Source organism: Streptomyces sp. NPDC046925 (genome assembly GCF_040644915.1).
In the GTDB taxonomy this organism is placed as follows: domain Bacteria; phylum Actinomycetota; class Actinomycetes; order Streptomycetales; family Streptomycetaceae; genus Streptomyces.
In genome coordinates this window covers 66,113-92,330 of record NZ_JBEYWZ010000002.1, presented here as the reverse complement: position 1 = coordinate 92,330, position 26,218 = coordinate 66,113, and the positions used below count along the sequence as shown (strand labels likewise).

Below are 26,218 nucleotides of genomic sequence, written 5' to 3'. Positions count from 1 at the left end.
AGTTTGAACCGCTCGGCTGTGTCGCGGTGTTGGGCGTGCTCTTCAGCCGGCCAGGTGACGGACGAGGCCGGGGCGGTCGTGTTGCCCGCCCTGCTTCTTCTGGACGCACCGGCGGATCAAGAGGTAGCCCGTCCTGCTCCCTGCGACTGGACGACGCTGCGTGCCGACGTCATCCGCTAAGGGTTGTCCCACGAAGATCTCGGCTCTGGGCACGGGGCAGCCTGGAGGCCCTCAGCCGGCGGTTCGTGAGGCGTTCAGGGACCGGGCGAAGTCGGCGAGTGTGCGAAAGTCGTTGTCACGAAGGCCGATCCGCGGGTTGACGTGGTGGAGGAGCCCGCGCCCGCAGTGGTGGGCGGTCACGTAGGTCTGATCCAGCTCGCTCTGCTCGTCGTCCACCCAGGCGAAGGGACGGCCGTCTGCGTAGTCGACCAGCGGTCCGGTCTTCCAGTGGACTCCGTCGGAGCGCTCCTGGAAGAGGAGATCGCCGAAGTCGACGAAGGGAAGTTCCGGAAGACCGAGGACCGGTGCGATCCACCGGTTGGCTTCGTCCATCCATGTGGTGGCCCAGCACAGCTCGAAGCCGAGCTGTCGCAGGATTCGCCCGTGCTCTGGGTTGAGCCAGACGCGTAGAGGGCGCCGGGACGCGAGGCCCCTGCCTTCTTCATGGGTGTCGTTCCAGGGGACTCTGAGTGTGGTGTAGCCGTCAGGACGCCTCTCCGGTTGGGCCGCGTACGGGTTGAGTGGCCCGTCCACGTCGAGGAAAAGCAGTGGTCGGTTCACGGTTTCCCCCTGAGCCTTGCGCACTGTGGACTGCCTCGATCAGCGTAGCTGTGGGATGGTCTCGGCATTGGGCCGACCCGAGTCATGATCATGATGTGGCGAGTGTGATCACGGCATCGGAACGGTCTCGGATATTCACGTTAGCGGGGCTGAGCCCGCGCCGTTTCGGCAAATTGCCGACCACGCGGTGGCGCGGTGGCGTCGATGGGCTCCACCGAGGCCGGCCGTGGAGCCCCCGCTGGGGGGCCGGGTGTTGCTGGTCACGGCCTACTGGCGCCCTAATCTGACGTTGCGGCAGGTCGCTCCGTTGTTCGCCGTCGGGGTTCAGGCCGAGGCTGAGCGGAGGCTGGCGCCGGCTGGTCCTTTCTCCGGTGCCTTCTCCGCGGCAGATTCGGCTCCTTGTCCGGTCTGCTCACTCATCCCCTTACCTGCTCGGCCGTCTGCTCCGGCGTAGGAGTCGCCGAGTACACATGATCTCCGCGCAGCCCCGGTCAATGATGGGCAGTGGTGGCAGTGGATGCTCGCGCAGCCGCGGTTCGACGAGCCGGCCGAGCGCGTTAAGACGGTCATCTATGTCGCGAGGGTCAGCGAATGGCTGTAGTCGGGCCGCCGCCGGCCCGTGCGATGCTGGCCCGGTTGGTTGCGGCGCAGGGAGGGGCGGCTCGATGGGGAGCAGAGGTTATGGGGTGGTCAGCGAGAACGGTGACCGCATTGACGGTGCTTCCGAGGACGCCCTGTTCGAAATGATCAGCGCACTCGACGACACCCACAACACCTTCATCGTCATCGAGCCCGACACGGACGATCCGGCCTGGTTCGCGTCCGTGGCTGTCCTGGAAGGACAGGGCTTCGAGGTCGTCCGCCGTGACCCGGCCTATCGCGAGCACAAGGTTCACACGGACAGCGACATCAGCCGGATCGCCTTCGACCTGATCGTCTGGCTGGCAGCACGTAACCTTGCCAGCCAACCAGGCAGCCCGACCCCTGACATTTAGAACACGCCCTGGGGTTGCCATTCTTCGCGGTAGCCGGTCCGGTCCGCGTATGCGGTCGCGAGTCCTTTCAGCATGGACTCGAGCACCGCGAGCGCGGTCTTGGCGGGACCGCTGACGGTGTAGTCGGCGGACGCTGCCCCCTCGATCTGTGCCTGAGCCGTCGTGAGTACCTGCCGCTTGGCTTGGGTCTCGGCCAGGACGCGGCCCGGATCGTGGCGGGCGATGTGGGTGGCGTACGCGAGATCGCACGCGGTGACGACCTCGGCGTTGTCGTCACTGAGGACCGATGCGCCCACCGCCCGCCATCTGCCGTTGCGCGTGACGCAGTCCCGGGCGTCGGCCTCGTCTTCATCGAGCTGCTCGCCGAGCCACTGAACGAGATCATCCACCGCTGTTCCTCCGAGGCTTGGCTCTTCAAGTCCGTTCGCTGACCCTGCCGTGACTTCCTGTCCGCGAAGTACGGTCGGGCTTTCAGATAGTTGACCACGCTCGACCGGCCCAGCGGCACGACAGGAGGAAAGCCGACATCCTCCCTGGCAAGCTGCGAGATCCGATGAAGCGTTACCCGTTTTCGCGTTCGGCCTCGATGGTCCGGAAGACGGGGCAGCTGTGTGGAGGTCTGAGAGAGGGACCCGGACGCGGGTGGAGGCGTGCCCGTGCTGCCGGCCGGACACCGGGCTGAGGTGCTGGATCAAACCTGTTTCGGGTGGGGCTGAAAGGTGTGGCGGGCCTGCGGGCTGGTGGGGCAGGTTCGACGGGCATCCGTTCGCAATCTGATGGGGGAAGCATGAAGAACACGACGACGCGCGCAGCTGCCGTGGTGCTCGTGGCGGTGGGGTGCCTAGCGGTCGGTGCGGGTACTGCGGCGGCAGGCGAAAGCGACCGCGCGCCCGGCGGAGGCGCTGCGCCTGCCTACGACGACGCCATCATCAATACGGTCGGAGCGCTCGAACTCCTCGACGGCCCGCAGTTCGTGGCGCCTGAGACGGTCGGGGACTTTTCCGGCGCGCTCTCTGCCATGGGGGACGAACACGGCTCACCGGGCGGCACCGTCGCGCTTTTGGGCGACGGCGCGCCTGGTGGTGCTGGTCTGGCGTTGAAGCCCGTCAACGGGGGCGCTCCCGGCGGTTCGGGTGTGGCTCCCGTGTCGGATGGCAATGTCGGCCTGCGGCAGATCAATACCGTTGGCGACGAGTAGCAGGGGATGGAGTCGCCAGCGGTCCCGCGTGGAGTTCCTGCGCGGGCCTGTTGCATCCTCGATCCGGGCGGCTGGCCGACTGCGGCGTGCCGCCCGGGCTGGCGTGCCGGCGGGCGCAGTCACAGGGGGTGGCGGACGCGGAGGTCGGCAGGGTGAGTGCTCTGGCGGCCGGCCGGCCCAGCCAGGGGCAGACTGGCCACCGGAGCGCGATGGCGACCGTGGTCAGGGGGTGCGGACGGGTTCGGCGTAGGTGGTGAAGAGCCAGTCACTGGTGAGCTTGTGGTGCGCGAGCTGTTCCCGGAGGATTGTTCGTCCGCTCATCGGTCGGGGTTGGCGGCGAGCGCGGCGGCGTAACGCGTCACGGCTTCCTGCAGCTTGTCGAACAGGGCCGGTGTGGCGACGCGCATGCCGGGCACTCCGGTGGCCTCCGGATCACCGGCCCGGCTGGGGTGCAGCATGACCACCAGAGCGCCTCTACATCGGCGTTGTGGTCGTTGAGCCAGCGGACGTTGCTGCCGAGCTGGTCCGTCCCTTGGAGCGGTGCGCCGTCATGCTGGCCTGCGACTGCTACCGTCCCGCAACTGCTCGCGGCCGGCGGAACTCGCCCCGCGCGACCGGCCGACTGATCAGGTTCTTGGCTTAGCCGCTCCTGGCTGCGGCCCACTCTGGGGCCGGGCTGCTGAGCGGCGGTTTCGGCTCCGCTGTCTGGCGTCCGGGCCGGGGCCGTGCGGCATGGTCGGCTGCTGCCGCGACGTCCTTGAGGGAAGCCCTGCCGTCATACCGGATTGCCTGTCCGGTGGTGTCCGTGCGGCGGATCAGGCGGCCGTGCAGTACGTCCGTCACGAACTGGGCCAGTGACTGTTCCTCTTGGTGGCGCCATCCGGAGTGAACGGGCCTGTGCCAGGGGGCTGCGGATCGCAGACGTCACCGCAGCTCACGATGCTGAATTCTCTCACGAGGAGGTGCGTCCGTGCCCACGGCCGGTCAGGCTGCGCGGGACGGTGCAGAGGAACGGCGGGCACGTGCCAGAGCCACCGCGCGTCACGGTGGGTGAACCAGACTACGGCCGTGCCTTCGTGATGGTAGTGGTGAGTGCGCGCGAGGACGTCGTCCAGGGACGCGGAGGGGAACTAGGCCTCCCAAGTGGACGTCACGGCGGCGTAGTTCAAGTGATCACTCTGTTTAGGGCCTGAGCCTGTCTTGCTGCACGTCGAAGCAGATCAGCCCCATTGAGCCAGCCAGTCCTGCCGCGTAGGCCGAGACCTCCTCGGCCCTGTCCCAGGCCATCCCGAAGTAGATCAGCGGGCCACTTGCAGCGTCGATCAACGGACCCACTGACCAGGGCGAGGTCTCGTCCTCGTCCTCGGTGATGTCGCCCCACTGCTCGAGAAGCGCAGTGACGTAGGCCGTGATGCCTGCGGACGGGGGCTCCTCGGTCTCACCGTCGAGATAATGGTCGTACAGGTCGCTGAAGACCCGGCGGGCAGTCTTGTCGTCCGCCGGCCGTTCGCCTTCCCAGACAGCCAGGTCGTAGCTCATGTCCGGAGGGTTTCACGCCGCACTGACAGCCAAAAGAAGCGATGTCCAAAGCGGAAGTCGACCTCGACGGTTACGTCTGGGGCACGAACCAGCACGAGCTGTACGGAGCCGGTCTTCGTCTCATGTCGGAGGCTGCCCTCCGCTGGTCGAAGGATGTCGGGATCGACTTCCACGAGGTTCACGTTCAGACCATCGCTCACGAACTGACGCTGCTCTTCTCAGCCCTTGAAGTGAGCGAGGTTCCGGTCGGATACGCACCCTTCGCCGCGGACTGGGAGCCATGATTCGCGTGATCTTGTGACGGGCGCGATTCGGGGTCGTAGATGTGGACATGGGGCGGGGTGGTCTGAGCGATGCCGAGTGGGTACGCCTACGGCCACGCAGACGGCCTCCGGGGCGTAGTCCTTGGGCACGCGCACGGCCTCCGTCACCACCGGCCCGAGCCGCTCCCGGGCCGGGTAAGCCAGAGGCGGGCGGCCGGTAGCGCGTCGTCCTCCGGCTCGGACAGCCGGCTACCGGGCGGCAGACCCCGTGCCCGGTCACTACGTGACGTGCAGGTCAGCTGCCCTGGCCGGCGCTGCCGATCGGGCCCACCTGTACCGGGGTGCCAGAGCCGTCGGTGACGGGCAGGGTGCCGGCGCCCGGCCATTCCAGGGAGAACGACTTCGACTCGCCGGGCGGGGTCACGACGAGCCCCGTGATCTTCACGCCGGAGCCGCCCGAGTCGTTCATCGGGTAGTTGATGCCGAAGGACACCGACTTGCCGTTCTTCAGGATCATCCGCTCGGCGGGCTCACCCCTGCGCTCGGCGGACAGGGACCCCTCGCTGGTCTTCAGGTCGACGCCCGCGAACCCGGACAACGCGCAGTCCTCGCCGCTGTTCTCCAGCGTGACCGCCACGGTGCCGTCGGGGTCGCCGCTGATGGTGCTGTCCGACGCCGTGATGTTCAGAGCGTCGGTACGGCACTTGGCGGTCTGGCCGTCCGCGTTCGAGCCGTTCCCCTCGTCCGTGCCCCCGGAGTTCTGGCCGCCGGAGTCCTTGCCGCCGCCCTGCTCCGCGTCGCCCTGGTCCGAGCCGCCCGAGCCCGAGCCGCCGCTCGACGAAGACTCACTGGACGCGGACGACGGGTCGCCCTGTGCCGTGGTGTCGTCGCCGTTGCAGGCCGTGAGCGAGAGGCTCGCGGCGACGGCCAGGGCGGCGAAGGTGAGCTTGTGAACGCGCATCGTGTCTTCCTCGGGGTCGGTCGGGATGTCGGCCGCTCGGCTGGAGCGGACGTTGGTGACCATCAGGACCGGCGCGGCCGGGACTCCCGTTCCGTTCAATTGCCGCCTAATGCATTGCTGTTACACGCACATTCAGGCACCCCATGCATCACCACCGGTCATATTTGGCCCCGCCCTGACCTCTGTGACCCTGCCCCAGCGCGCCCACGGCGCCGGTGCGCGCCGCCCATTGGCCGAAATAGGGAGGCTCCGGGCCGCCGTTGCTCACCTGCCCCCGGCCGCCGCCCGCTGGGACCAACCCGTAACCCGGCGCACCTTGACCCCGCGCCCCTTGATCCGGTGCACCGCGCCCCCGTGCACCGCGCCCCCGTGCACCGCGCCCCCCGCGCACCGTGCCCCCGCACACCGTGCCCCCAGCCGGCGGCAGGCACCCCTCCTCAGCCCACCCCGCCGTCAAGCAGCCAGTGGTAGCGCAACCGCAGGGCCCGCTCCGTGCTGGCCGCAGCCGCAGCGAGGCCGACCAGGAAGTTGAGCCATCCCGGCAGGCGGACGGGAGCGGTGAATGTCCCGATGCGCTGCGCGACGGGCTCCACCTCCGTGACCGTCGCGAGGAGTTGTGAGAGGAGTAGGGCCAGGGCGATGATGAGCACGATCGACGAGAGGACGCCGATCACCCGGCTCAGTCCCGGGTGCGCCCGGTCGAGGTGCGCGCGGCGTCCCTCGGCTGATTCGCGGTCCGGGGTGAGTTGGTGCTCGGTCCCCTTGTCGGTGACGTAGTGGCAGCGCTTGAGCCCGAAGTTGCTCCCTCGCACGTCGATGTTGCCGCCGGGGACGGGGAAGTAGGCAGGGAGCCTGGACCGGGCGTGGTGCCTGCCGTCGCGGTACAGATTGGCCTCGATCTGGCCGGTCGAGCTGTTCCCCGCATGCTTCACGTCGACGGCGTAGACCGTTCCCCTGCCGTCGACTTCGGTGAGCCGCAGATAGAACAGGGCCCGGAAGGTCATCTGCCACCAGCGGAAGCGCTTCAGCGGTCGCCCGTCCCCGGGCTTGACCCGTTGTACGGCCCGACGCAGCCGCCACTCCTTCAACATATGTCTCGCCTCCTGTCCGCTTCCTGCTGCTCTTTCCCGCTGCTATGTGCTGGGTTCGGCCGCGCAGGCCAGGTCCCGCGCCGGGCGCTTCCCGCTGGTCAGGAACTCCGTCGCCGCGTCGTTCGCGCACGTGTTGCGGCCGAAGGGATAGACCCCGTGTCCGCCCTGGTCGGCGGTCACCATCACGGCCCGCCTGCCCAAGGTGCGCCGCAGGTCCTCGGCCCCGGAGAGCGGCGTGCCCGGGTCGCGTTCGTTCTGCATCAGAAGCACGTTCGACGGACCCCGGTCACCGATGCGCACCGGCGGCTCGACCTTCTTGTCCGGCCAGAACGCGCACGGTCCGATGCTGCCCGTGCTCCCGCCCAGCATCGGGTGTGTCACGCGGTCGATCGCGGCGTTGCGCTGGTACTCCCGGACCGTTCCCGGCCAGCGCGAGTCGCCGCAGATCACGTAGAAGCGCGCGGCCATGAGGTTTTCCATGTTCGGCAGCGGCGGGATGTCCGGCAGCGGCCGGTCTGTGTCGAGTGCCTGCCATACCTCGGCGATCTGCGGCATGAGCGCATCGCTGTACAGCCGGTCGAAGGTGAACCCGCGGAACAGCGTCCCGTCCATGTCCTGCACCGGCTTCTCGTCCAGCCGCTTCGCGAGATCGAAGAACTTCGCGGTCACTTGCTCCGGCGTGGTGCCCAGACCGTACTTGGGGTGCGCGGCCGCGAACGCCGCGAAGTCCGGGAACCGGTCCTCAAGGCCACCGGCGAAGCGCCGCATGGCCGTGACGTCGTAGCCGCCGCGGCCCAGGTTGCTGTCGAGCACCATCCGGTCGCTGCGCTTCGGGAACATCGTCGTGTATACCGCACCGAGGTAGGTGCCGTAGGAGTGTCCGAGGTACGAGATCTTCGGCGCGCCCAGGGCGGCCCGGATGCGGTCCATGTCCCGCGCGGTGTTCGCGGTGGTGGTGTGCGGCAGCATCCACGCCGTCCGCGAGGTGGCGCACTGCTCGGCGATGGTGCGTGCGTTCCCCGCCTCGCGGGCGACGTCGGCGTCGGTGTGCGCGTACGGCGGGAAGTTACCGCGCTCCTGCTGCTCGGACGTCAGATCGCAGGTCACCGGCGCGCTGCGGCCGACACCACGCGGGTCGAAGCCGATGACGTCGTACGAGTCGAGGACCTTCTTCGGCAGCCCGGAAGCGGCGAGGACGGCCGGGTAGTTCAGCCCCGCCCCGCCGGGACCGCCCGGATCGGTCAGCAGCACACCGCGGCGCTGCGAGGGCTTCTCGCTGGGCAGCCGGGAGATCGCGATGTCGATCGTGCGGCCGTCCGGATGCCGGTAGTCCAGGGGGACTTGGAGCGTTGAGCACTCAAGACGGGGTGCGGCGATGTCCTTCGGGCAGGGGCCCCACCGCACGGTGTCCGGTGTCGCCGCCGATGAAACTCCCGGCACAGCGGTCGCTGCCGCCGTCGTTGCGGTGACGAGGGCAGTGGTGACGAGGGCGAGGGAGAGGGAGAGGTGTCTGCGCATCTGGTGGTGTCCTCCTGGAAGCGCGCGTGGGGGTGCGCCTGAATTACGGGGCGCGGCTCGTTGCGACTGCCTGCCTGTTCGCTTGCCTGGCTGCCTGGCTGTCTGTCTGTCTGTCTGCTGCTCGGTCGGCTGTCGTACGGTCTGCTGTTCCTTCTCGCGACCGTTGTTCCGGAACGTGATCGAGTCTGTCCGCGCGGCGCGCACGGCACATCGCCCCAACGGCTCGCCCTGCCTTCGACCCCGGGCCAGAACGTCCCCGACCGCGGGCGATGCGGCCATTCGACTCCGGTCTAAGGCGCCTCAGCACTGAGAATGACTCCCGGTCCCCGCGGGTTCGCGACACTGACCGGCTGAACATGTACGTCGCGCCACGGCTCGAGTGGTGGCAGCAGGCCTACGCCTCGTGGCAGCCGCAGCTGTGAGCATCCCGCCCTGGCTCTACACCGGTGTGCTGCTGCACCGGCAGGGACACGCCACGGACGGCTGGTTGCTCGTCGGGGATCCACTGCCGGCGAGCGGGTGGCGGCCCTGGCCGGCGTCACCCTCGTCCTGGCCGGCATCGCCACCAACATGGGCGTGGAATCAACGGCCCGCACAGCGGACGACCGCGGCTACGAACTGGTCTTCGCGGAGGACGCGATGACCGCCCTCACCCCGGAGGAGCATCAGGCCGCGATCACGCTGAAGCTGCCCCGCTTCGGCCGGGTGACGTCCAGCACTGAACTCACTTTGGCAGCAGTTCCGTTGACCTGAGTTGTCCGCGGTCCGCACGGCAACTCATCAGGACATCAGCCTCCGGCCTCCTCCCGAAAGCCCCCGCCTCCTCCCGAAGATGCACCGGCAGGGCGGCACGCCGGCGCCGTGGCGGGGCGGACATGGCCCAGGGGCCCGGGGCACTGTCACCCCTGTGAACACGTGTCCGGCGAGCGGTGCGTCTTGCGGTCGTGGGTTGTTGTGTCGGCCTGGGCTTCGGCGGCTTCGGCGGCTTCGGCGGGCTTGGTGGACGTTCGGTTGTCTGCGGCGATGACCAGGACTGCCATGAGTGCGAGTGCGCCGGACAGCACGGCGAAGCCGGTCGAGAAGGCGGCGACCTGGGCGGCGAAGCCAAGGAGGAGGGATCCGAGGCCGGTTCCGGAGTCGTAGCCGATGTTCCAGGCGACGGAGGTGGTGTGCCGGTTCTCGGTGCCCGCCTGGTCGAGTGCCTGGACGAGGGTGAGGCTCTGGAGCCCTCCGTACGCCGCTCCCACCAGGACGAGGCCCCCCAGCAGGGCGGCGACGAGCGGCTGTCCGGAGTGGATCGCCACGGCGGCGAGCGTGAGCCCGGCGCCTGCGGCGATCAGGAGGGCGCAGGTCAGCAGGCGGGGCGCGAAGCGGTCGGCCAGGACTCCGCAGCCCCAGCGGCCTGCTGCGGCGGCTGCGGTGAAGAGGAACAGGGCGCTCGCGGCCAGGGCCGCCCCGTCGGTGAACTGGGGCGTGAAGGTCAGGATGGCGCCTCCGGCCGCCGTCACCAGCAGCAGGGTGCCCAGGGGCAGCCAGATGCGGCGCAGCACCGTGGTCGCGGGGGCGGCCGCTGCCGGGGCCTGTTGCGGTGCCGAAGCCTCGGTGCAGGCGTTGACCGCGCGCCCCAGGGCGCGGGTGAAGGGCAGGGCCAGGACGGGCAGCGCACCGCACGCGATGATCGCGGGGAGGGCGAGCGCCGAGGCCAGGGCGGGGGCAGCCGGGGTCAGGACCATCTGGGGAAGGGCGATCGCCAGGCCGTACACACCGATGGCTGCTCCCTGCCGTCCACGGGGAGCGAGGACCGCGACGGCGATGGAACCGCACACGGTGATGATGCCGAACCCCAGTCCCCGCAGGGCGGTGGTGGCCAGGATCGCCCCCAGGTTGTCGCTGAGGGCCTGCACGGGCGCGGGCAGGCCGAGCAGCAGGGCTCCTAGCGCGAGCGTGAGGGGCCACCCCAGTTTGCGCAGGGCCGTCTTGACGAGCAGTTGGGCCAGCACGGTGGTGGCCATCAGCACGGCGGTGACGAGTCCGGCACCGAACTCGTCGGCGCCTCCGTGCACGGCCCACTCCGGAGAGACGGGCAGCAGCAGGGCGAATCCCGCGAAGCACAGGAGCACCAGCATCAGCAGGTGCGGCATGCCGGAGACGGTGATGACGGACGGCTTCGTGCGAGTCATGGGCAGCAGGCTTTCTGCGCCGCCGTGGGGGCCGGCGTAGGGGGCGGGTGGGGCGCGGCGGTTCAGCCGAGGCGCGGACGGCGTGTCAGGCACGCGCAGCGCGTACGGCACGTGAGGCGCGGGGGTGTTCGGCTGACCAAGCGGTCGGACACCGCTGTCTGTCTCGGGTCGTCCGGTGCCATGGCCATGCCCGTGAATCTAGGGGACGACGGGCCGGGGGACGAGGGCGCCCCCGTGCGGGAGGCGATATTCGATTGCGTACCTAGTAGCCCTAGGTTGAAACTAGAGCTCCTAGGCAATCATCCGGGAACGGGGAGTGGAGAACGCATGGCACGGGCCGGGCTGACGGCGGAGCGAGTGACGGCCATGGGCGCTGACCTGGCGGACGAGGTCGGGCTCGACCACGTCACCATGTCGCAGGTGGCGCGGCGGCTCGGCGTGAAGGACGCGAGCCTCTATACGCACGTCCGCAACCTGGACGACCTGCGCGGGCGGATCGCGCTCCTCGCGGCGGACGAGAAGACCATCCGCATCGCGGAAGCGACCGCCGGACGGTCGGGCAGGGACGCGCTGGTCGCCTTCGCGAACGCCTGGCGGGAGTACGCCCACCAGCACCCCGGCCGCTACACGGCGACGCAGACCCCGATCGAGATCGACCCTGAACTGGTCGCGCGAGCGCCAGGACCGCGCCGCGCGGTCGAGTTGACCTACGGAATGCTGCGCGGCTACGGGCTGGCCGAGCCCGACCTGACCGACGCGGTCCGGCTGCTGCGCAGCACCTTCCACGGCTTTGTCGCCCTGGAGGCGGCGGGCGGCTTCGCGCACGCGCGTACGCCGCAGCAGTCCTGGGTCCGAGCCCTCGACGCCCTGCACACCCTCCTGGAGCACTGGCCCTCCGACCGAGAATCCGCCCGAGAATCCGCCCGAGAAGGAGACTCCGCATGACCGACCCCACCCTCGGCAGCCTGCGCGTGCACGGCGCGACTCTGCACTACGAAGTGCGCGGCCAGGGCCCGCTCCTGCTGCTGATACCCGGCGGAACGGGCGGTGCGGCCGCCTTCGACGGCATCGCCGACGCCTTGGCTGCCGACTACACCGTCGCGACGTACGATCCGCGCGGCATGTCCCGCAGCACTTTGGACGACCCTGAGGCCGAGCAGCGGGTGTCGGAGCACGCCGACGACGCTCTGCGCCTGCTGGAACAACTGTCGCCCGCAGAGCCCGCCCTGGTGTTCGGCACCAGCTCAGGGGCGATCGCCGCCCTGCATCTGCTGATCGCTCGTCCCGACCGCGTCGAACGTGTCGTGGTGCACGAGCCGCCGGTGGTGGAGGTGCTTCCGGACGCCGCCGAACACCGCGCGCTCATCGCCCGCGTACAGGAGACGTTCCGTGCGCAGGGGCTCATGCCGGCGATGGCCGAGTTTGCCGCCGGACTGACATCCGGTCCGAAGCCCAGTCCGAAGTCCGTTCCGCAGTCCGGGTCGACGACGGACGGTCGCGACACCACCGAACCGAAGGCGGAGCTCAAGCTCCCGCCGCAAGCAGCGGCACGGGCCGAGCAGACGATGGCGAACCTGCCGTACTTCGTCGGCCGCATCGTGCCCGCGTTCATGTCTTATGCCCCAGACATCGCCCGCCTGCAGTCACTGTCGGACCAACTCGTGCTCGCCGCCGGCCAGGACTCACGCGGCGAACTGCCTTATCGCCCGGCCGAGTTCCTGGCAAAGCACCTCGGCACGCCACTCCACCACTTCCCCGGCGGACACACGGGCCTGACCACCCACCCCACCGAGTTCGGCGAACACCTGCACAAGACCCTGCGCGCTTCGCCCTGATCCTCCACGCTCCGTCCTGTCATGCTTCGTCCCGTTCGGCATGTCATGCTCCGCCCTGCCGTCCCGCCCCGCGCTTCCGAGCCTCTTCGGCCGTGGCCTGCCAGCGCCGGTTGACCTCGGCGGGCCTCTGGTGCCCGCACTCGATGAGGTTGCCCGCCCTGTCGACGACCTCCGCGTAGAAGTCGCCGTTCTCGATCCAGATGGCCATGTTCTCGATCCCTGCCGACCGGTCGTCGTCATCCACCCAGAACGTCACGGAGAAGGCCAGATCGTCGCCCTGGTAGTCGGATTGGACGCGGAACGTCTCGTCGGGCTTGAGCCACCGATCCTCGCCGAGCGGCTCGAGCCACAGCGTGAGCCACCCCGGGGAATCGTTGCGCACCTCCATGACCGCCATGGCCGAACCCTAGCGGCGGGTGAGGTGGGTGAAGGTGGCTCCGTTGGCGAAGGCGATGCGCTCGGTGACGTCGAAGACGGTGGGGTCGAAGGAACCGTCGACCGCCGCGACTCCGGAACCGGCGATGACCGGTACGTCTTGATCATCAGCTCGTCGATCTCGGGCAACAGGGTGCCCGCGAGCTTGCCGCCCCCGCAGAGCCAGATGTCCAGGCCGGCGCCCGCCTCGCCTTTGAGTTCGCGGACAAGGGCGAGCGGGTCGTCCGGCACCACGGTGACGGCGGGGTGGGTGTCCGGCTTGAGAGTGCTGGAGACGACGTACTGGCGCAGGTGTGCGTACGGGCTTGTGATCCCGGTATCGAGGGCCGGGCGGTAGGTGCCGTGGCCCATGACGACGGTGTCGAAGCGCCGGTTGGGCGCGTCCGTGACGCCGACGGCCGCGAGGCGGGCGAGTGTGTCGCGTCGGGCGCCTCGCCAGCTGCGCCCGGCATAAACGACGCGTAAAGATTGCCGCATTACGGCAATGCGCCGAAACCGCCCTCCGGGACAGGATGCTCACGGCAGGAACGGGGGGTGGTCCCGGTGCCGGAGCCGCGGGAGCGGCCTTCGCATCGGGGCCCGAGCCGCAGCGGGCTACAAAGACGGTAGGGGGTCGGGGAGATGGGGGAGTTTCTTCACGCCGTGGCCGGGTTCCCGGCCATCGTCTTCAGCGCGGCGCTCCCCGTCGTGCTGGGATTCTGGCTCCTAGTCGCCTTCGGCGGCGCCTATCCCGACAGCTTCGACACCGACGCGGACGCCGGCGCGGTGGGCCTGGGCGGTGTGCCGGTCACGGTCGCGGCCTCCCTGATGATCGTTGTCGGCTGGTTCACCAGCGTCACCGGGTCCGTCCTCGTCGACCGGGGCGCACTGACCGGCCTCGTGCACGCCGCGGCGGACGTCCTCCTGCTGCTCCTTTCCCTCCTGATCGCCTGGCGCGTGACACGGCACCTCGTACGCCCCCTGGCCAAACTGTTCCCCGACGAACCCGGGCCGTCCCGGCAGGACTTCCTCGGGTCGCTCTGCGTCATCCGCACGGGGCGGGTGGACGTGGGCTTCGGCCAGGCGGAGGTCGCCGCCGGGGACGGCTCCACCGCCATCGTCCAAGTCCGGCAGAGCGGCGACGACGTCGCCCTGGCCCGCGGCAGCACCGGATTGCTGTACGCCTACGACGACACCGGCGAGTTCTTCTGGGTCGCGCCCTACGAAGCCGCCCTCGATCCGGGGCCACGAGCGGACCACGGCTGACAGCCCCCTGCCCGCCGCGTGCACCCGACGCGCCGCGAGCCGAGAGCCGCGGGCGGATCACGGCTGACACCGCCCCCTCACCACCAGTCTTACGGGCCTCAACGCCCCTGAAATCGCTAGGACTTCCCATGGATGCCATCACCCTGGGCATCGGCGTGACCATCGCCGCTGTTCTGATCGTCGTCATCGCCCTGCTCCTTGTCGTGACCCGCCTGTTCCGCAAGGTCGAGCAGGGCAAGGCGCTGATCGTCTCCAAGATGCGCAAGGTCGACGTGACCTTCACCGGACAGGTCGTCCTGCCCGTGCTGCACCGGGCCGAGGTGATGGACATCTCGGTGAAGACCATCGACATCATGCGGACCGGACGCGACGGCCTGATCTGCCGGGACAACATCCGCGCCGACATCCGCATCTCCTTCTTCGTGCGGGTCAACAAGACCGTCGAGGACGTCGTACGGGTCGCGCAGGCCATAGGAACGGCGCGGGCGAGCGACCAGAACACGCTGCAGGAGCTGTTCAACGCGAAGTTCTCCGAGGCGCTGAAGACGGTCGGCAAGCAGATGGACTTCGCCGACCTCTACACCAAGCGCGACGAACTGCGGGACCGCATCATCCAGGTCATCGGCACCGACCTGAACGGCTACAGCCTGGAGGACGCGGCGATCGACTACCTGGAGCAGACGCCGCTCGCCCAGCTCGACCCGTCCAACATCCTGGACGCGCAGGGCATCCGGAAGATCACCGAGCTGACGGCCGTCGAGCACGTACGGACCAATGAGTTCACGCGCCACGAGGAGAAGGAGATCACCCGGCAGAACGTCGACGCCCGGGAGGCCATCCTCGAACTGGAGCGGCGCCAGGCGGACGCCGAGATCAAGCAGCGGCGCGAGATCGACACCGTAAGGGCCCGCGAAGAGGCCGAGACGGCACGGGTGGTGGAGGAGGAGCGGCTGCGGTCGCAGGCAGCTTTCCTCGCCACCGAGGAGAAGCTCGGCGTGCAGCGCGAGAATCAGAACCGTGAAGTCGCCGTCGCGCAGAAGAACCGCGAGCGCGTGATCGCCATCGAGAACGAGCGCATCGAGAAGGACCGCCTGCTGGAAGTCATCGCCAGGGAGCGGGAGACGGAGCTGACGCGTATCGCCGCACAGAAGGAGATCGAGGCGGAGAAGCGCGAGATCGCCGAGGTCGTGCGCGAACGGGTGGCGGTGGACCGTACGGTCGCCGAGCAGGAGGAGTCCATCAAGAAGCTGAGGGCCGTGGAAGAGGCCGAACGCGACCGGCAGGCCGTGATCATCGCCGCCGAGGCGCAGGCCCAGGAGGGTCTTGTCACGAGCATCAAGGCGGCCGAGGCCGCCGAGCAGGCCGCCACTCACCGCGCCGCCGAGGAGATCACCCTGGCCGAGGCCCGGCTGAAGGCCTCCGACCTGGACGCTCAGGCGAAGCTGCGCCTGGCGGAAGCCGTCCAGGCCGAGGCGGCCGCTGCCGGGCTCGCCGCCGTGCAGGTGCGCGAGAAGGAGGCCGGCGCGATCGAGAAGGCGGGCCGCGCCGAGGCCGAGGCCACCGAGGCCCGGATGCGCGCGGAGGCCCAGGGCGCCGAAGCCAAGCTCAGGGCCGAGGCAGCGGGCCTCACGGAGAAGGCGGCGGCGATGGCGGCCCTGGACGAGGCGTCGCGGAGCCACGAGGAGTACCGGCTGCGCCTTGAGGCGGAGAAGGACATCCGCCTCGCGGGCATCGAGGTGCAGCGGCAGGTCGCCGAGGCGCAGGCCACGGTGCTTGCCACCGGCCTGGAGAGCGCCGACATCAGCATCGTCGGCGGCGAGTCCGTGTTCTTCGACCGTCTGATGTCGTCCATCTCGCTGGGCAAGAGCGTCGACGGATTCGTCCAGAACTCCGCGACGGCCAAGGCGCTGGCGGGGCCGTGGCTGGACGGCAGCGCGAGCTTCACCGACGACCTGACCCGGCTGCTCGGCTCCGTCTCCACCTCCGACGTACAGAACCTCACCGTCTCCGCCCTGCTGATGAAGCTCATGAAGAGCGGCGGCGACCAGTCCGGGCGGCTGAACGAACTCCTGGAGAAGGCGGGCCAGTTGGGCCTGGCAGACATGCCGATCGCCGAGGTGAACGGCGTCGGTTCGCACCGGAACTGACCGCGCACCGGAACTGACCGCGCACCGGAACTGACCGCGCACCGGAACTGGCCGCGCACCGGAATTGACCGCACCGGACCAGACGGGGTCCGGGAACTGATCCGCACCAGACCAGACCAGCCGGGGCCGCTCCACGGGGGTGAGCGGCCCCGGCGACCGCGGGGCCGTACCCGCCGCACGGGACGGCACCCCTCTCAGGACACACAGGCAACAAGGAGGAGCCGGAGACATGGACACCGGGACGCGTCTGAACGACACCGGGACGGGTCCGGACGCCACCGGTACCGGCACCGACACCCGCACCGACACCGAAATCAGCCCCGGCACCGGAATCAGCCCCGACACCGCCACCGGCCTGGACACCGGCACCTACGAGGTCCTGCGCGACCGCCTCACCGGCCAGGCCCGGCAACTCGCCGAGCGCGCCACCGCCCTCAACGACCGCCGCGTGGAAGCCTTCGGAACCACCGAGCTGACACTCACCGGCACCGCGAGCATCCGCACCGAACACCACAGCGTTCCGCGCGACCTCATCGCCGTGGGGGACACCCTGCTCCTCGGCTGCAGCGGCCACCTCGGCATCGGCCCGGGCTCCGAGACCGCCGTCGGCGATGTCTTCACGCTGCACGACCGTGACTTGAACCGGCTGCCCGAGGACGCGGTCCCGGGGCTCCTGGACGACCCGGCGTTCGTCCGCGAGTTCGGCGCCCTCTTCCGCTATTACCGCGAGACCCGACTGCTCCAGCTGCGGCACGTCGACGGCAGACTGCTCGCCGTCTTCCGGACCGGCGAGCAGGCCACGGACATCCGGGTGCTGCGCTGGCAGCTCACCGCCGAGGGCCGCGCGGAGTTCCTGGACGCGCGCGGCGAGCGCGACCACGTCTTTCCGCCCTCGCACGACTTCGCGTGGACGGAGACGACCCGCGAGGATCACGTACCGGGACGGCACCCGCACATCGCCGTCGCAGGAGAGGTCTACGTCGCGACCGTCGGTGGCACCCTCACCCTCAAGACCGAGGACGACACCGCGACCGGGGAGGGGATCTACCAGGAGCCGGTGGACGAGCCTCTCCAGTCCCTCGCGGACGCGGACGTGCTCCACGCCCGCGTGGGCGCGCTGATCCTGCTGCGGATCCGCCCGTACAAGGAAACCCTCTGGCGCCACCTCGTCTTCAACACCCTCACCAGGACCGTCGTGCGTCTGGACGGCATCGGCCAGGCCTGCCGCCGCCTGCCCGAGGACCAGGGGATCGTCTTCCCCGGCGGCTACTGCCTGGCCGCGGGCACGTCCAGGACCTTCGACGGCGTGGACACCGGCGAGCTGGAATTCGAGCGGATGCTCCGCTCGCCCAACGGCGAGGACGTCCTGTTCGCCTTCCACGGCCGCGGTGCGGGCCGCAGCCTGCTCCTGCCGTACAACATGATCCGCAAGGAGATCGCCAAGCCGCTGTCCTGCCACGGATACGCCCTCTTCGGCGACGGCGCGCTCACCCTGCTGCGCGCCGACTCCGAGGAACCCGCGCGCGTCCACCCGCTGAAGCTCTGGAGCTCCCCGTACGTCTCCGACACCCACGCCGCCGCCCAGCCGGCCGGTGAGGGCCCGCTCGCCCGCATCGGCAACGCCGACCTCGTCCGCGGCATCTCCGACTGCCTCTCCGTCGCCCGCGCCGTCACCGAGCTGACGCCCACGGCCGAGGTGTACGCGACGCTGGCCGCCTCCTGCGTCCGGGCCGCCGACGCCTCCCACTGGCTCGGCGAGGGCGAACTCGGTGATCTGCGGGCTTCGCTGGATGCCGTCCGCGTCACCGCCGAGCAGGTCCTCGCCGAGTTCCGGACCGTGCAGGCGCTGACCGCTCAGGCCGCCGACGCGCTGGCCGAAGCGGAGGCGCGGTGCGCAGCCCTCGTCCGGCGCACTCGCGGCGAGGCCCCGCGCACCGCCCCCGCATGGGTCGAGCGGCTCACCGAACTGCGCCGCGCGCAGGGGCAGTTGCTCACGCTCAAGGACATGCGGTACGCCGACACCGCCCGGATCGACGAACTCGCCGAGAGCCTGGCGGGCGACCTCGCATCGGCGGGGCAGCGCGCCGTCGCCTTCCTGGAGCGCCCGGACGCCTTCGCCGCCCACCACGCCGACATCGAGCAGCTCACGGCGGACGCCGCCGCGATCGGCACCGTCGCCGAGGCCGCTCCTCTCGCGGACCGGATCCAGGAGCTCACCGAGCAGCTCCAGACCGTCACCGAGGTCGTCGCCGGCCTTGACGTCGGCGACGCGACCGTCCGCACCGCCGTCCTTCAGCGCGTCGCGGATGTCCTGGCGGGCGTGAACCGTGCCCGCGCCACCCTCGACGCCCACCGCCGCGAACTGACCGCGCACGAGGGACGGGCCGAGTTCACCGCCGAACTCGCCCTGCTCGGCCAGGCCGTCACCGGCGCCCTCGCCGCCGCCACGACCCTCGATGCCTGCGACGACCAGCTCGCCCGGCTCCTGCTCCAACTGGAGAACCTGGAGGGGAGGTTCGCGGATTCGGACGAGTTCCTCGCCGCACTCGAAGCCAAGCACACCGACATCTACGAGGCGTTCGCCACCCGCAAGCAGACCCTCGCCGACACCCGCGCCCGGCGCGCCGAACGGCTCGCGGCCTCCGCCGGACGCGTCCTGGACACCGTCACCCGGCGTCTGTCCTCCCTCGGCTCCGCCGACGAGATCAACACGTACTTCGCCTCCGACCCGATGGCGGGCAAGGTCCGCCGCACCATCGACGACCTGCGCGAACTCGGCGACCAGGTCCGGGCGGACGAACTGGAGGGGCGCCTCGCGGCGGCCCGCCAGGAGGCCGGACGTCTCCTGAGGGACCGCACCGAGCTGTACGCGGACGGCGGCGACACCATCCGCCTGGGCCGCCACCGCTTCGCGGTCAACACCCAGCCCCTCGACCTGACGCTCGTACCGGCCTCCGACGGCGACGGCATGGCCTTCGCACTCACCGGAACCGACTACCGCGCCCCGGTCACCGACCCGTCCTTCGCGGAGCTGCGCCCCTACTGGGGTCAGTCCCTGCCGTCCGAGAACGCCGAGGTCTACCGCGCCGAACACCTCGCCGCCCGCCTCCTGGCCGAGCACGGCCCCGAGGCCCTGCTCGACGGCGACGACCTGCCCGCGCTGGTCCGCGAGGCCGCCGAGGCGGCGTACGACGAAGGGTATGAGCGCGGCGTCCACGACCACGACACGACCCTGATCCTCGGCGCGCTCCTGCGCCTGCACACCGGGGCGGGCCTGCTGCGGCACACGCCCGAAGCACGCGCGGCGGCCCAGGTGTTCTGGACCTACGACACCGACGCCGGGGAACGCGAACTCTGGACGCGGCGCGCCCTTTCCCTGGCCCGCGCCCGCGACACCTTCGGACGGGCCGCCGGCATCGACGACCTGTGCGCGGAGTTCGCCGGGCGGATCGGGGCACCGGCAGCCGCGTACCTCTTCGAGGAGCTCACCACCGCACCCGCGGGATTCATCACCACCGACTCGACCCGCACGCTCCTGGACAAGTTCCGCCGCGCTGTGGACAGCCGCGCCTACGAGGAGGACCTGGCCGGCGTCACCGACCTGCCCGCGCGGCGGCAGCTGGTCGAGGCCTGGCTCTCCTCCTACACCGCCGCCACCGGGGACGGCGGCGAGGACCTGACGGAGGCGGTCGCCGTCGAACTCTGCCCCGGCCTGGAGCGCTACGACCACGCGGCCCCGCTCACCGAGACTGTTGACGGCCTCCTCGGTGCCCATCCGCGCATCGACGGACGCCGCCTCGCCGTCCGCGTCGACGAACTCCTCGCCCGCACCGCCGCGTTCCGCACCGAGGCCGTCCCCGGCTTCCGCGCCTACCGCTCCCGGCGCACCGAACTGGTCGCCGCCGAGCGCTCCCGGCTGCGCCTGGACGAGTACCGGCCGAAGGCGATGGCGTCCTTCGTGCGCAATCGCCTCATCGACGAGGCGTACCTGCCACTCATCGGCGACAGCCTCAGCAAGCAACTCGGCACCGCGGGCGGCCTATTGTTGCTCATCTCGCCGCCCGGTTACGGCAAGACGACCCTCGTCGAGTACGTCGCCGAGCGGCTCGGCCTCGTCATGGTGAAGGTGAACGGCCCCGCGCTCGGCACCGGCGTCACCTCCCTCGACCCCGCCGAGGCGCCGAACGCCACCGCACGACAGGAGATCGACAAGGTCAACTTCGCCCTGGAGGCAGGCAACAACGTCCTGCTCTACCTGGACGACATCCAGCACACCTCACCGGAACTGCTGCAGAAATTCATCTCGCTCTGCGACGCCCAGCGCCGCATGGAAGGCGTCTGGGACGGCGCCTCGCGCACCTACGACCTGCGCGGCAAGCGCTTCGCCGTCTGCATGGCGGGCAACCCCTACACGGAGTCCGGCGCCCGGTTCCGCATCCCCGACATGCTCGCCAACCGCGCCGACATCTGGAACCTCGGCGACGTCCTGACCGGCAGGGAAGACGCCTTCGCCGCCAGCTTCATCGAGAACGCCCTCACCGCGAACCCGGTCCTCGCCCCGCTCGCCGGCCGGGAGCGCGCCGACCTGGACCTCCTGCTCCGGCTCGCCGGCAACGACCTCACCGCCCGCGCCGATCAGCTCACGCACCCCTACGCCCCCTCCGACCTGGAGCGCATCGTCGCCGTGCTCCGGCATCTGATCGCCGCCCGCACGACGGTCCTCGCCGTGAACGCCGCGTACATCGCCTCCGCGGGCCAGGCGGACGCCACCCGCACCGAGCCGTCGTTCCGGCTCCAGGGGTCCTACCGCAACATGAACAAGATTGCCGCCCGGATCGACCCCGTCATGAACGACGACGAACTCTCCGCGCTCATCGACGACCACTACTCGGGCGAGGCCCAGACCCTCACCGGCGGCGCGGAGGCCAACCTGCTCAAACTGGCCGAACTGCGCGGCACGCTCACCGCACAACAGGCCGACCGCTGGGCCGAGATCAAGGCCGCCCACGTCCGGACCACCACGCTCGGCGGCCCCGACGAGGATCCGCTGGTCCGCGCGGTGGCCGCCCTCGCGCTGCTGGCCGACCGCGTGGCCTCGGTCGAGCATGCGATCACCCGCGTCACCGACCCGGGCAACGCCCTCGCCAACCCCGGCGCACGGCACGCCGTTGAGCGCCCGTGAGGCCGCCGCGACCGCGTTGCTCCACCGGTTGCCGGCAGAGGTCATTCCCACCCCATCGCAGCTCGGGGCCGGTGTCCATCCGTGCTGACACCCATACCGTCCGCCCACCCCCGGATGGCAGCATGTCTGGTTTGCGACGGGCGTCGACGACGCCGAGGAAGGGTGCTTGTGACAGACGGAAGAGCGGCGGTACCGCGTGGTGTCCCCCTGTGGCGGCTCTGGACCGCAGACGCACGAGAGGGATCATCGCTGGGTACAGTGACGGCCACCATGGCCCGGCCGCAGGCGGAAGTCAGCCTGTCCCCGGGTGCGTGTCGCCGACCCGGCCGATACGACAACTGCCGCACACCACAAGGGGATTCGTCATGTCCGCACCTCGTCTGAGTCAGACACCGCTGCCCGGCATCGGGGCGCGGTACGACCTGACCACCCGCGAGCACCGCCGGGTGTCGGTGGTCGCGCACCGCGACGGCGGACGCACCCTGAACGCCTATCGCAAGGACGACCCGGACGAGTGCGCCCTGTCGTTGAAGCTGACCACCGCCGAGAGCGCGGCCCTGATCGACGCGTTGATGCCCTCGCACCACAGCCCGAACCTGCTGCACACCACTGACCTCGGTCTGGTGGCCGAGCGCATCGAGCTGTCGGCGGTGTCGTACTGGAACGGCCGTGTGCTCGGCGAGACGTGCATGCGCACCGAGACCGGTGTGTCCATCGTGGCGGTGCTGCGGCGCGCGAACGCGATCCCCGCGCCCGGCCCCGAATTCCGGCTCGCGGGCGGGGACACGCTGATCGTGATCGGCACCCGCGAGGGCACCGACGCGGCCGCCGTCATCCTGGGACGGGAGTGACCTGGTGCACTCTGCTGTTTTCCTGATCGAATTCGGGGCGATCATCCTGGGCCTCGGACTGCTCGGCCGGTTCGCGGGGCGCTTCCAGTTCTCGCCCATACCGCTCTACCTGCTCGCGGGGCTCGCCTTCGGCGAGGGCGGTCTGCTGCCGCTCGGCGCCAGCGAGGAGTTCGTCGCGATCGGCGCCGAAATCGGCGTGATCCTCCTGCTGCTGATGCTCGGCCTGGAGTACACGGCCAGCGACCTGGTCTCCAACCTCAAGACGCAGTACCCCGCCGGTCTGGTGGACGCCACCCTCAACGCCCTGCCCGGGGCCGGCATGGCCCTGCTGATGGGCTGGGGTCCGGTGGCGGCCGTGGTGCTCGCGGGCGTCACCTGGATCTCCTCATCCGGTGTCATCGCCAAGGTGATGGGCGATCTCGGGCGGCTCGGCAACCGCGAGACGCCGGTGATCCTCAGCATCCTGGTCCTCGAGGACCTGGCCATGGCGGTCTACCTGCCGATCATCACCGCGCTGCTCGCCGGGGTCAGCCTGGCGGCGGGCAGTGTCACCCTGGCCATCGCGCTCGGCGTGGCGGGCCTGGTGCTGTTCGTCGCGTTGCGCTACGGCCGGCTCATCTCCCGCTTCGTCTCCAGCGACGACCCGGAGAAGCTGCTCCTGGTGGTGCTCGGTCTGACCATCCTGGTCGCGGGCATCGCCCAGCAGTTGCAGGTGTCCGCCGCGGTGGGGGCGTTCCTGGTCGGCATCGCGCTCTCCGGAGAGGCCGCCGAGGGCGCCCACAACCTGCTGCTGCCGCTGCGTGATCTGTTCGCCGCGGTGTTCTTCGTCTTCTTCGGCCTGCACACCGATCCGTCGACCATTCCCTCGATGCTGCTTCCGGCGTCGATCCTGGCCGTCGTGACCGCCGGTACGAAGATCGCCACCGGGTACTGGGCGGCCAAACGGGCCGGGGTGTCCGCCAAGGGCCGCTGGCGCGCGGGCGGGACGCTGGTGGCGCGCGGCGAGTTCTCCATCGTCATCGCCGGGCTCGCGGTCAGCGCCGGCATCGAGCCCGCGCTGGGCCCGCTGGCCACCGCGTACGTACTGGTCCTGGTGATCGTCGGGCCGCTGACCGCACGCTGGACCGAACCGATCGCCACCGCGCTGACCCGCCGCATGGCCGCCGCGCCGCCGGAGGGAGCAGCGAAGGTTCCGGCACCGCGGGAGGCCCAGGAGGTACCGGCAGACGATCGGGGCCGATCCGGTCGTGCGTGACGACCGAGGCGGACGGCCGTGCGGAATGTCACGGACGTCCATGACGAATGCCCCGGACTTCCGTGACGATGAGGCATACGTTCCGCCACGGATGTCTGCCTGTCTGCCTGCCCTCCGCTCAGTCGCCGGACGAGCCTCCTCCGTTCACTCGCTGGGCGGAGGGGCCCCGGGCGGGCACCCGGGTCGTGCTCGCGGCAGCCTGCGCCTCGGCCTTGGCGTCGTTCACCGCGGCGGCGGCCTGCCGCGCGGCCTCGTCGACGGCCGCGGCAGCATCCTGGGGGAGCGCCGATTCCGTCGTGCGCTCGGCGCCGCCGCCCCCGCCCTCGCCCGCGTCCGACGTGCCGTGAGCGGCGGCTGCGCCCGCCTTCCCGGCTTGTGCGGCCTGCGGCAGCCCCATCTCCGACTGATCGCCGAACGCGGTGGTGACGGTGCGTACCGCCTCGGTCAGCTCGCCCGGGATCACCCAGAAGGTGTTGTTGTCGCTGGCCGCCAAGTGCGGGAGCGTTTCGAGGTACTTGTAGGCAAGGACCTTCGGGTCGGCGTTGTTGCGGTGGACGGCCTGGAAGACGCGCTCCACGGCCTTCGCCTCGCCGTCCGCCCGCAGGGTCATGGCCTGCTGGGTGCCCTGCGCCTCGAGGATGTCCTTCTGCTTGGTGCCCTCCGCGGTGAGGATCTTGGCCTGTCGTTCCCCTTCGGCGTGCAGGATGGCCGCCCGCTTGTCGCGCTCGGCCCGCATCTGCTTCTCCATGGCCTCCTTGATGGTCTGCGGCGGATCAATGGCCTTGATCTCGACGCGGTTGACCCGGATGCCCCACTTCCCGGTGGCGTCGTCGAGGACCGTGCGCAGCCGGGCGTTGATCTCTTCCCGTGAGGTGAGGGTGCCCTCCAGGTCCATGCTGCCGATGACGTTGCGCAGGGTGGTGACGGTGAGCTGGTCGATCGCCTGGAGGTAGTCGGCGACTTCGTAGGCCGCCGCCCGCGGGTCGGTCACCTGGTAGTAGAGAACGGTGTCGATGTTCACCACGAGGTTGTCCTCGGTGATCACCGGCTTGGGTTCGGACGAATAGACCTGCTCGCGTACGTCGAGTTTGGTGTTGATGCGGTCCGCCACCGGCAGGACGAAGTTCAGGCCGGGTTGCAGCGTCCGGCGGAAGCGGCCGAACCGCTCGATGTTGTAGCGGCGCGCCTGCGGGACGACGCGGACCGTGGAGGCCACGAGGAAGACGACGACAACCGCCGCCACAAGAATGAGGATGACGACCGGATCCATAGTGCCTCCGATGCTCTGTGTTCAGCCGTTCAGCCGTTCAGCCGTTCGGGAGTTCAGGCGTTCTGGTGTTCAGGGAAGGAGTTCGCGGGGGTAGACGACGGCTGTCGCGCCTTCGATGTCCATGACGTCCACCAGCGCTCCCGCCGGGATCACCTGGCTTTCGTCCAGGGCACGGGCGGACCACGGTTCGCCGGAGAGTTTGATCAGGCCGTCCGCCGCGGTCACCTCCTGCAGGACGACGGCCCGCTTGCCGACCAGCGCGTCGCTGCCCTCGCGGGTGAGGGGCGCCTGTGCCATGTGCCGCAGCGCGACAGGGCGCGCGAGGACGAGGCCCGCGGCTGCGGCTGCCGCGAGGGCCAGGAGCTGGCCGAAGACGCCGATGCCCAGACCGGCGACCACGGTGGCGACCAGAGCGGCACCCGCCAGCAACCCGAAGACCAGCGTCAGGGTGAAGAACTCCACCGCGCCGAGTGCCGCGGCGGCGAGCAACCAGGCAAACCACGGCATCGCATCGCGCCTCTCATACGGGCTTGCTCACCGACCCGCCGCGTGGCATGCGGTCAGGACGGTGCGTACTTCCATCTGATCGGTGCCGCGGGGGCGCGGTCCATCCGTGCTGACACCCATATACGGCGGCTGTGGCTGCGGCGGGCCGGGCAGCAGGTCACGGCGGCTACTCTGTGGCGTCCGGTATGTGCCAGGGCAGTACCAGGCTGAGCTGATGCCAGGTTTCCGTCGTGGGCTGAGAGAGAACCACAAGAGAGCGACAGAGGTTCACCGATGTCTGAGTCCCGACCGTTGACTGTCCCCGAGTGGCGCGCGTTCCTCGGTGACTACAGCTCCGCTTTCCTGAACTCAAGCTGTCTCCGTAAAGCTGAGTTGGACGGGAGAGCGCAGCACATGCTGAGTCAGGCCCAACGGGAGGCCGGATGGCTTGGCCACGAGCCGGCAAGCGAGCAGGCGGTGCTGGCCGCTGAGGAGCGACTCGGGGTCCGGCTCCCGCCGACGTACCGGAATTTCCTGCTGACCAGCAACGGCTGGAGTTCGATCGGCGGACTCGATCTTCTCGCGGTGGGTGAGATCGGGTGGTTCCCTGACCTGACCGATCTCCTCGACTACTGGTCGTCGCCAGGCGAGGGATACCTGGCTGAGCATCTCGACAAATTCGAGCGGTGCCTTTTGATCTCGAACGACGACGGCGGCAGCGGCGGCTATTGGGTGCTGCATGCCGACAGCGTCGGGGAGGACGGAGAGTGGACCGCGTACGAATGGTGGCCGGGCGAGGGCTCCGGTCCTGCGCCGTGCGACAACTTCGCGGCGATGGTGGCGGGCGCAGTGAATGAATTCTCCTGAGCTTGTCGCCGCTTGATGGCTGAAAGACTTGACTACGGCGGGCGAAGTCGCGTCGCAGCTCATCCTGGGCTGGCCGTACTCGTTCGTCGCCGTACTGGAGCCCAGCGCCACCTCATGGAC

At 69.9% G+C, this 26,218-nt stretch carries 23 protein-coding genes and 2 pseudogenes; 13 read left to right on the top strand and 12 right to left on the bottom strand.

The features are described 5' to 3' along the window. Positions 1 to 231 precede the first annotated feature (231 nt). Positions 232 to 780 carry a hypothetical protein gene (locus tag ABZ906_RS06770; protein ID WP_361378344.1) on the bottom strand — a complete coding sequence of 183 codons (549 nt, stop codon included), beginning with the start codon at positions 778 to 780 and terminating at the stop codon, positions 232 to 234. Between the two features lie 95 nt (positions 781 to 875). Between ABZ906_RS06770 and ABZ906_RS06765 the strand changes: the two are divergent. Further along, positions 876 to 1,123: pseudogene (locus ABZ906_RS06765) on the top strand (IS5/IS1182 family transposase); the annotation flags it as partial. A gap of 322 nt (positions 1,124 to 1,445) precedes the next feature. Further along, positions 1,446 to 1,775, top strand: a complete 330-nt coding sequence (locus ABZ906_RS06760) for a hypothetical protein (RefSeq protein ID WP_361378341.1) — start codon at positions 1,446 to 1,448, stop codon at positions 1,773 to 1,775. Here the strand turns inward: ABZ906_RS06760 and ABZ906_RS06755 are convergent. After that, on the bottom strand, positions 1,772 to 2,164 hold the full coding sequence (locus ABZ906_RS06755; RefSeq protein WP_361378338.1) for a DUF6221 family protein: 393 nt from the start codon (positions 2,162 to 2,164) through the stop codon (positions 1,772 to 1,774). The genes ABZ906_RS06760 and ABZ906_RS06755 overlap by 4 nt on opposite strands. 398 nt (positions 2,165 to 2,562) lie before the next feature. Between ABZ906_RS06755 and ABZ906_RS06750 the strand changes: the two genes are divergently transcribed. After that, positions 2,563 to 2,973, top strand: a complete 411-nt coding sequence (locus tag ABZ906_RS06750; protein ID WP_361378335.1) for a hypothetical protein — start codon at positions 2,563 to 2,565, stop codon at positions 2,971 to 2,973. Between the two features lie 317 nt (positions 2,974 to 3,290). Here ABZ906_RS06750 and ABZ906_RS06745 read toward each other — a convergent pair whose 3' ends face one another. Both ABZ906_RS06745 and ABZ906_RS06740 read right to left on the bottom strand, forming a co-directional pair. Further along, on the bottom strand, positions 3,291 to 3,431 hold the full coding sequence (locus ABZ906_RS06745; protein WP_361378332.1) for a hypothetical protein: 141 nt from the start codon (positions 3,429 to 3,431) through the stop codon (positions 3,291 to 3,293). A 724-nt stretch (positions 3,432 to 4,155) separates the two neighbouring features. Next, positions 4,156 to 4,512, bottom strand: a complete 357-nt coding sequence (locus ABZ906_RS06740; protein WP_361378329.1) for a hypothetical protein — start codon at positions 4,510 to 4,512, stop codon at positions 4,156 to 4,158. A gap of 41 nt (positions 4,513 to 4,553) precedes the next feature. Between ABZ906_RS06740 and ABZ906_RS06735 the strand changes: the two genes are divergently transcribed. Then, on the top strand, positions 4,554 to 4,796 hold the full coding sequence (locus tag ABZ906_RS06735) for a hypothetical protein (protein WP_361378326.1): 243 nt from the start codon (positions 4,554 to 4,556) through the stop codon (positions 4,794 to 4,796). Positions 4,797 to 5,070: 274 nt separating this feature from the next. Here the strand turns inward: ABZ906_RS06735 and ABZ906_RS06730 are convergent, their stop codons facing one another. From ABZ906_RS06730 to ABZ906_RS06720, 3 genes are all read right to left on the bottom strand, one after another. Next, positions 5,071 to 5,736, bottom strand: coding sequence for a DUF4232 domain-containing protein (locus ABZ906_RS06730; RefSeq protein WP_361381296.1), 666 nt, complete (start codon positions 5,734 to 5,736; stop codon positions 5,071 to 5,073). A gap of 437 nt (positions 5,737 to 6,173) precedes the next feature. Then, complete coding sequence (locus ABZ906_RS06725; RefSeq protein WP_361378323.1) at positions 6,174 to 6,827, bottom strand: hypothetical protein; 654 nt, start codon at positions 6,825 to 6,827, stop codon at positions 6,174 to 6,176. A gap of 42 nt (positions 6,828 to 6,869) precedes the next feature. Continuing rightward, positions 6,870 to 8,345: an alpha/beta hydrolase gene (locus ABZ906_RS06720; protein ID WP_361378320.1), complete on the bottom strand. Its 1,476-nt coding sequence runs from the start codon at positions 8,343 to 8,345 to the stop codon at positions 6,870 to 6,872. 519 nt (positions 8,346 to 8,864) lie between these two features. Between ABZ906_RS06720 and ABZ906_RS06715 the strand changes: the two genes are divergently transcribed. Continuing rightward, positions 8,865 to 9,098 (top strand): isochorismatase family protein, encoded by a 234-nt coding sequence (locus tag ABZ906_RS06715; protein WP_361378317.1) that lies wholly within the window; start codon positions 8,865 to 8,867, stop codon positions 9,096 to 9,098. 146 nt (positions 9,099 to 9,244) lie between these two features. Here ABZ906_RS06715 and ABZ906_RS06710 read toward each other — a convergent pair whose 3' ends face one another. Beyond that, entirely contained in the window at positions 9,245 to 10,525 is a 1,281-nt protein-coding gene (locus ABZ906_RS06710) for an MFS transporter (RefSeq protein ID WP_361378314.1), read from the bottom strand. 327 nt (positions 10,526 to 10,852) lie between these two features. Between ABZ906_RS06710 and ABZ906_RS06705 the strand changes: the two genes are divergently transcribed. Both ABZ906_RS06705 and ABZ906_RS06700 read left to right on the top strand, forming a co-directional pair. Next, positions 10,853 to 11,470, top strand: coding sequence for a WHG domain-containing protein (locus ABZ906_RS06705; protein WP_361378311.1), 618 nt, complete (start codon positions 10,853 to 10,855; stop codon positions 11,468 to 11,470). Further along, the gene (locus ABZ906_RS06700) at positions 11,467 to 12,360 is read left to right on the top strand and encodes an alpha/beta hydrolase (protein WP_361378308.1); all 894 of its coding nucleotides are present in this window, start codon (positions 11,467 to 11,469) and stop codon (positions 12,358 to 12,360) included. Before ABZ906_RS06705 ends, ABZ906_RS06700 begins: the two co-directional genes overlap by 4 nt. Before the next feature lie 43 nt (positions 12,361 to 12,403). On the opposite strand, the gene ABZ906_RS06695 is transcribed toward ABZ906_RS06700, so the two are convergent. Beyond that, positions 12,404 to 12,757 carry a hypothetical protein gene (locus ABZ906_RS06695; RefSeq protein ID WP_361378305.1) on the bottom strand — a complete coding sequence of 118 codons (354 nt, stop codon included), beginning with the start codon at positions 12,755 to 12,757 and terminating at the stop codon, positions 12,404 to 12,406. 9 nt (positions 12,758 to 12,766) lie between these two features. Next, a pseudogene (locus tag ABZ906_RS06690) lies at positions 12,767 to 13,197 on the bottom strand (dihydrofolate reductase); the annotation flags it as partial. Between the two features lie 219 nt (positions 13,198 to 13,416). Between ABZ906_RS06690 and ABZ906_RS06685 the strand changes: the two are divergent. The 5 genes from ABZ906_RS06685 (at position 13,417) to ABZ906_RS06665 (ending at position 23,475) form a co-directional block, all read left to right on the top strand. Beyond that, on the top strand, positions 13,417 to 14,040 hold the full coding sequence (locus tag ABZ906_RS06685; RefSeq protein WP_361378302.1) for a hypothetical protein: 624 nt from the start codon (positions 13,417 to 13,419) through the stop codon (positions 14,038 to 14,040). A gap of 128 nt (positions 14,041 to 14,168) precedes the next feature. Next, the gene (locus tag ABZ906_RS06680) at positions 14,169 to 16,187 is read left to right on the top strand and encodes an SPFH domain-containing protein (protein ID WP_361378299.1); all 2,019 of its coding nucleotides are present in this window, start codon (positions 14,169 to 14,171) and stop codon (positions 16,185 to 16,187) included. Positions 16,188 to 16,416: 229 nt separating this feature from the next. After that, positions 16,417 to 21,369: a DNA repair ATPase gene (locus ABZ906_RS06675; RefSeq protein WP_361378296.1), complete on the top strand. Its 4,953-nt coding sequence runs from the start codon at positions 16,417 to 16,419 to the stop codon at positions 21,367 to 21,369. Positions 21,370 to 21,734: 365 nt separating this feature from the next. Then, complete coding sequence (locus ABZ906_RS06670) at positions 21,735 to 22,220, top strand: TrkA C-terminal domain-containing protein (RefSeq protein WP_361197109.1); 486 nt, start codon at positions 21,735 to 21,737, stop codon at positions 22,218 to 22,220. Between the two features lies 1 nt (position 22,221). Next, a complete protein-coding gene (locus ABZ906_RS06665; RefSeq protein ID WP_361381294.1) occupies positions 22,222 to 23,475 on the top strand; it encodes a cation:proton antiporter in 1,254 nt (417 codons plus the stop codon). Between the two features lie 118 nt (positions 23,476 to 23,593). On the opposite strand, the gene ABZ906_RS06660 is transcribed toward ABZ906_RS06665, so the two are convergent. Beyond that, complete coding sequence (locus ABZ906_RS06660) at positions 23,594 to 24,745, bottom strand: SPFH domain-containing protein (protein WP_361378293.1); 1,152 nt, start codon at positions 24,743 to 24,745, stop codon at positions 23,594 to 23,596. A 69-nt stretch (positions 24,746 to 24,814) separates the two neighbouring features. Then, positions 24,815 to 25,252, bottom strand: coding sequence for an NfeD family protein (locus ABZ906_RS06655; RefSeq protein ID WP_361378290.1), 438 nt, complete (start codon positions 25,250 to 25,252; stop codon positions 24,815 to 24,817). Between the two features lie 393 nt (positions 25,253 to 25,645). On the opposite strand from ABZ906_RS06655, the gene ABZ906_RS06650 reads away from it, so the two are divergent. Continuing rightward, complete coding sequence (locus tag ABZ906_RS06650) at positions 25,646 to 26,098, top strand: SMI1/KNR4 family protein (protein WP_361378287.1); 453 nt, start codon at positions 25,646 to 25,648, stop codon at positions 26,096 to 26,098. Positions 26,099 to 26,218 lie beyond the last annotated feature (120 nt).

Bases quoted from the DNA above. Each gene is read 5' to 3' on its own strand.
- ABZ906_RS06740 (WP_361378329.1), bottom strand. From the start codon at position 4,512: ATGAGCTACGACCTGGCTGTCTGGGAAGGCGAACGGCCGGCGGACGAC.
- ABZ906_RS06745 (WP_361378332.1), bottom strand. From the start codon at position 3,431: ATGCTGCACCCCAGCCGGGCCGGTGATCCGGAGGCCACCGGAGTGCCC.
- ABZ906_RS06655 (WP_361378290.1), bottom strand. From the start codon at position 25,252: ATGCCGTGGTTTGCCTGGTTGCTCGCCGCCGCGGCACTCGGCGCGGTG.
- ABZ906_RS06680 (WP_361378299.1), top strand. From the start codon at position 14,169: ATGGATGCCATCACCCTGGGCATCGGCGTGACCATCGCCGCTGTTCTG.
- ABZ906_RS06705 (WP_361378311.1), top strand. From the start codon at position 10,853: ATGGCACGGGCCGGGCTGACGGCGGAGCGAGTGACGGCCATGGGCGCT.
- ABZ906_RS06700 (WP_361378308.1), top strand. From the start codon at position 11,467: ATGACCGACCCCACCCTCGGCAGCCTGCGCGTGCACGGCGCGACTCTG.
- ABZ906_RS06650 (WP_361378287.1), top strand. From the start codon at position 25,646: ATGCTGAGTCAGGCCCAACGGGAGGCCGGATGGCTTGGCCACGAGCCG.
- ABZ906_RS06720 (WP_361378320.1), bottom strand. From the start codon at position 8,345: ATGCGCAGACACCTCTCCCTCTCCCTCGCCCTCGTCACCACTGCCCTC.
- ABZ906_RS06670 (WP_361197109.1), top strand. From the start codon at position 21,735: ATGTCCGCACCTCGTCTGAGTCAGACACCGCTGCCCGGCATCGGGGCG.
- ABZ906_RS06725 (WP_361378323.1), bottom strand. From the start codon at position 6,827: ATGTTGAAGGAGTGGCGGCTGCGTCGGGCCGTACAACGGGTCAAGCCC.
- ABZ906_RS06750 (WP_361378335.1), top strand. From the start codon at position 2,563: ATGAAGAACACGACGACGCGCGCAGCTGCCGTGGTGCTCGTGGCGGTG.
- ABZ906_RS06675 (WP_361378296.1), top strand. From the start codon at position 16,417: ATGGACACCGGGACGCGTCTGAACGACACCGGGACGGGTCCGGACGCC.
- ABZ906_RS06730 (WP_361381296.1), bottom strand. From the start codon at position 5,736: ATGCGCGTTCACAAGCTCACCTTCGCCGCCCTGGCCGTCGCCGCGAGC.
- ABZ906_RS06760 (WP_361378341.1), top strand. From the start codon at position 1,446: ATGGGGAGCAGAGGTTATGGGGTGGTCAGCGAGAACGGTGACCGCATT.
- ABZ906_RS06710 (WP_361378314.1), bottom strand. From the start codon at position 10,525: ATGACTCGCACGAAGCCGTCCGTCATCACCGTCTCCGGCATGCCGCAC.
- ABZ906_RS06735 (WP_361378326.1), top strand. From the start codon at position 4,554: ATGTCCAAAGCGGAAGTCGACCTCGACGGTTACGTCTGGGGCACGAAC.
- ABZ906_RS06695 (WP_361378305.1), bottom strand. From the start codon at position 12,757: ATGGCGGTCATGGAGGTGCGCAACGATTCCCCGGGGTGGCTCACGCTG.
- ABZ906_RS06685 (WP_361378302.1), top strand. From the start codon at position 13,417: ATGGGGGAGTTTCTTCACGCCGTGGCCGGGTTCCCGGCCATCGTCTTC.
- ABZ906_RS06660 (WP_361378293.1), bottom strand. From the start codon at position 24,745: ATGGATCCGGTCGTCATCCTCATTCTTGTGGCGGCGGTTGTCGTCGTC.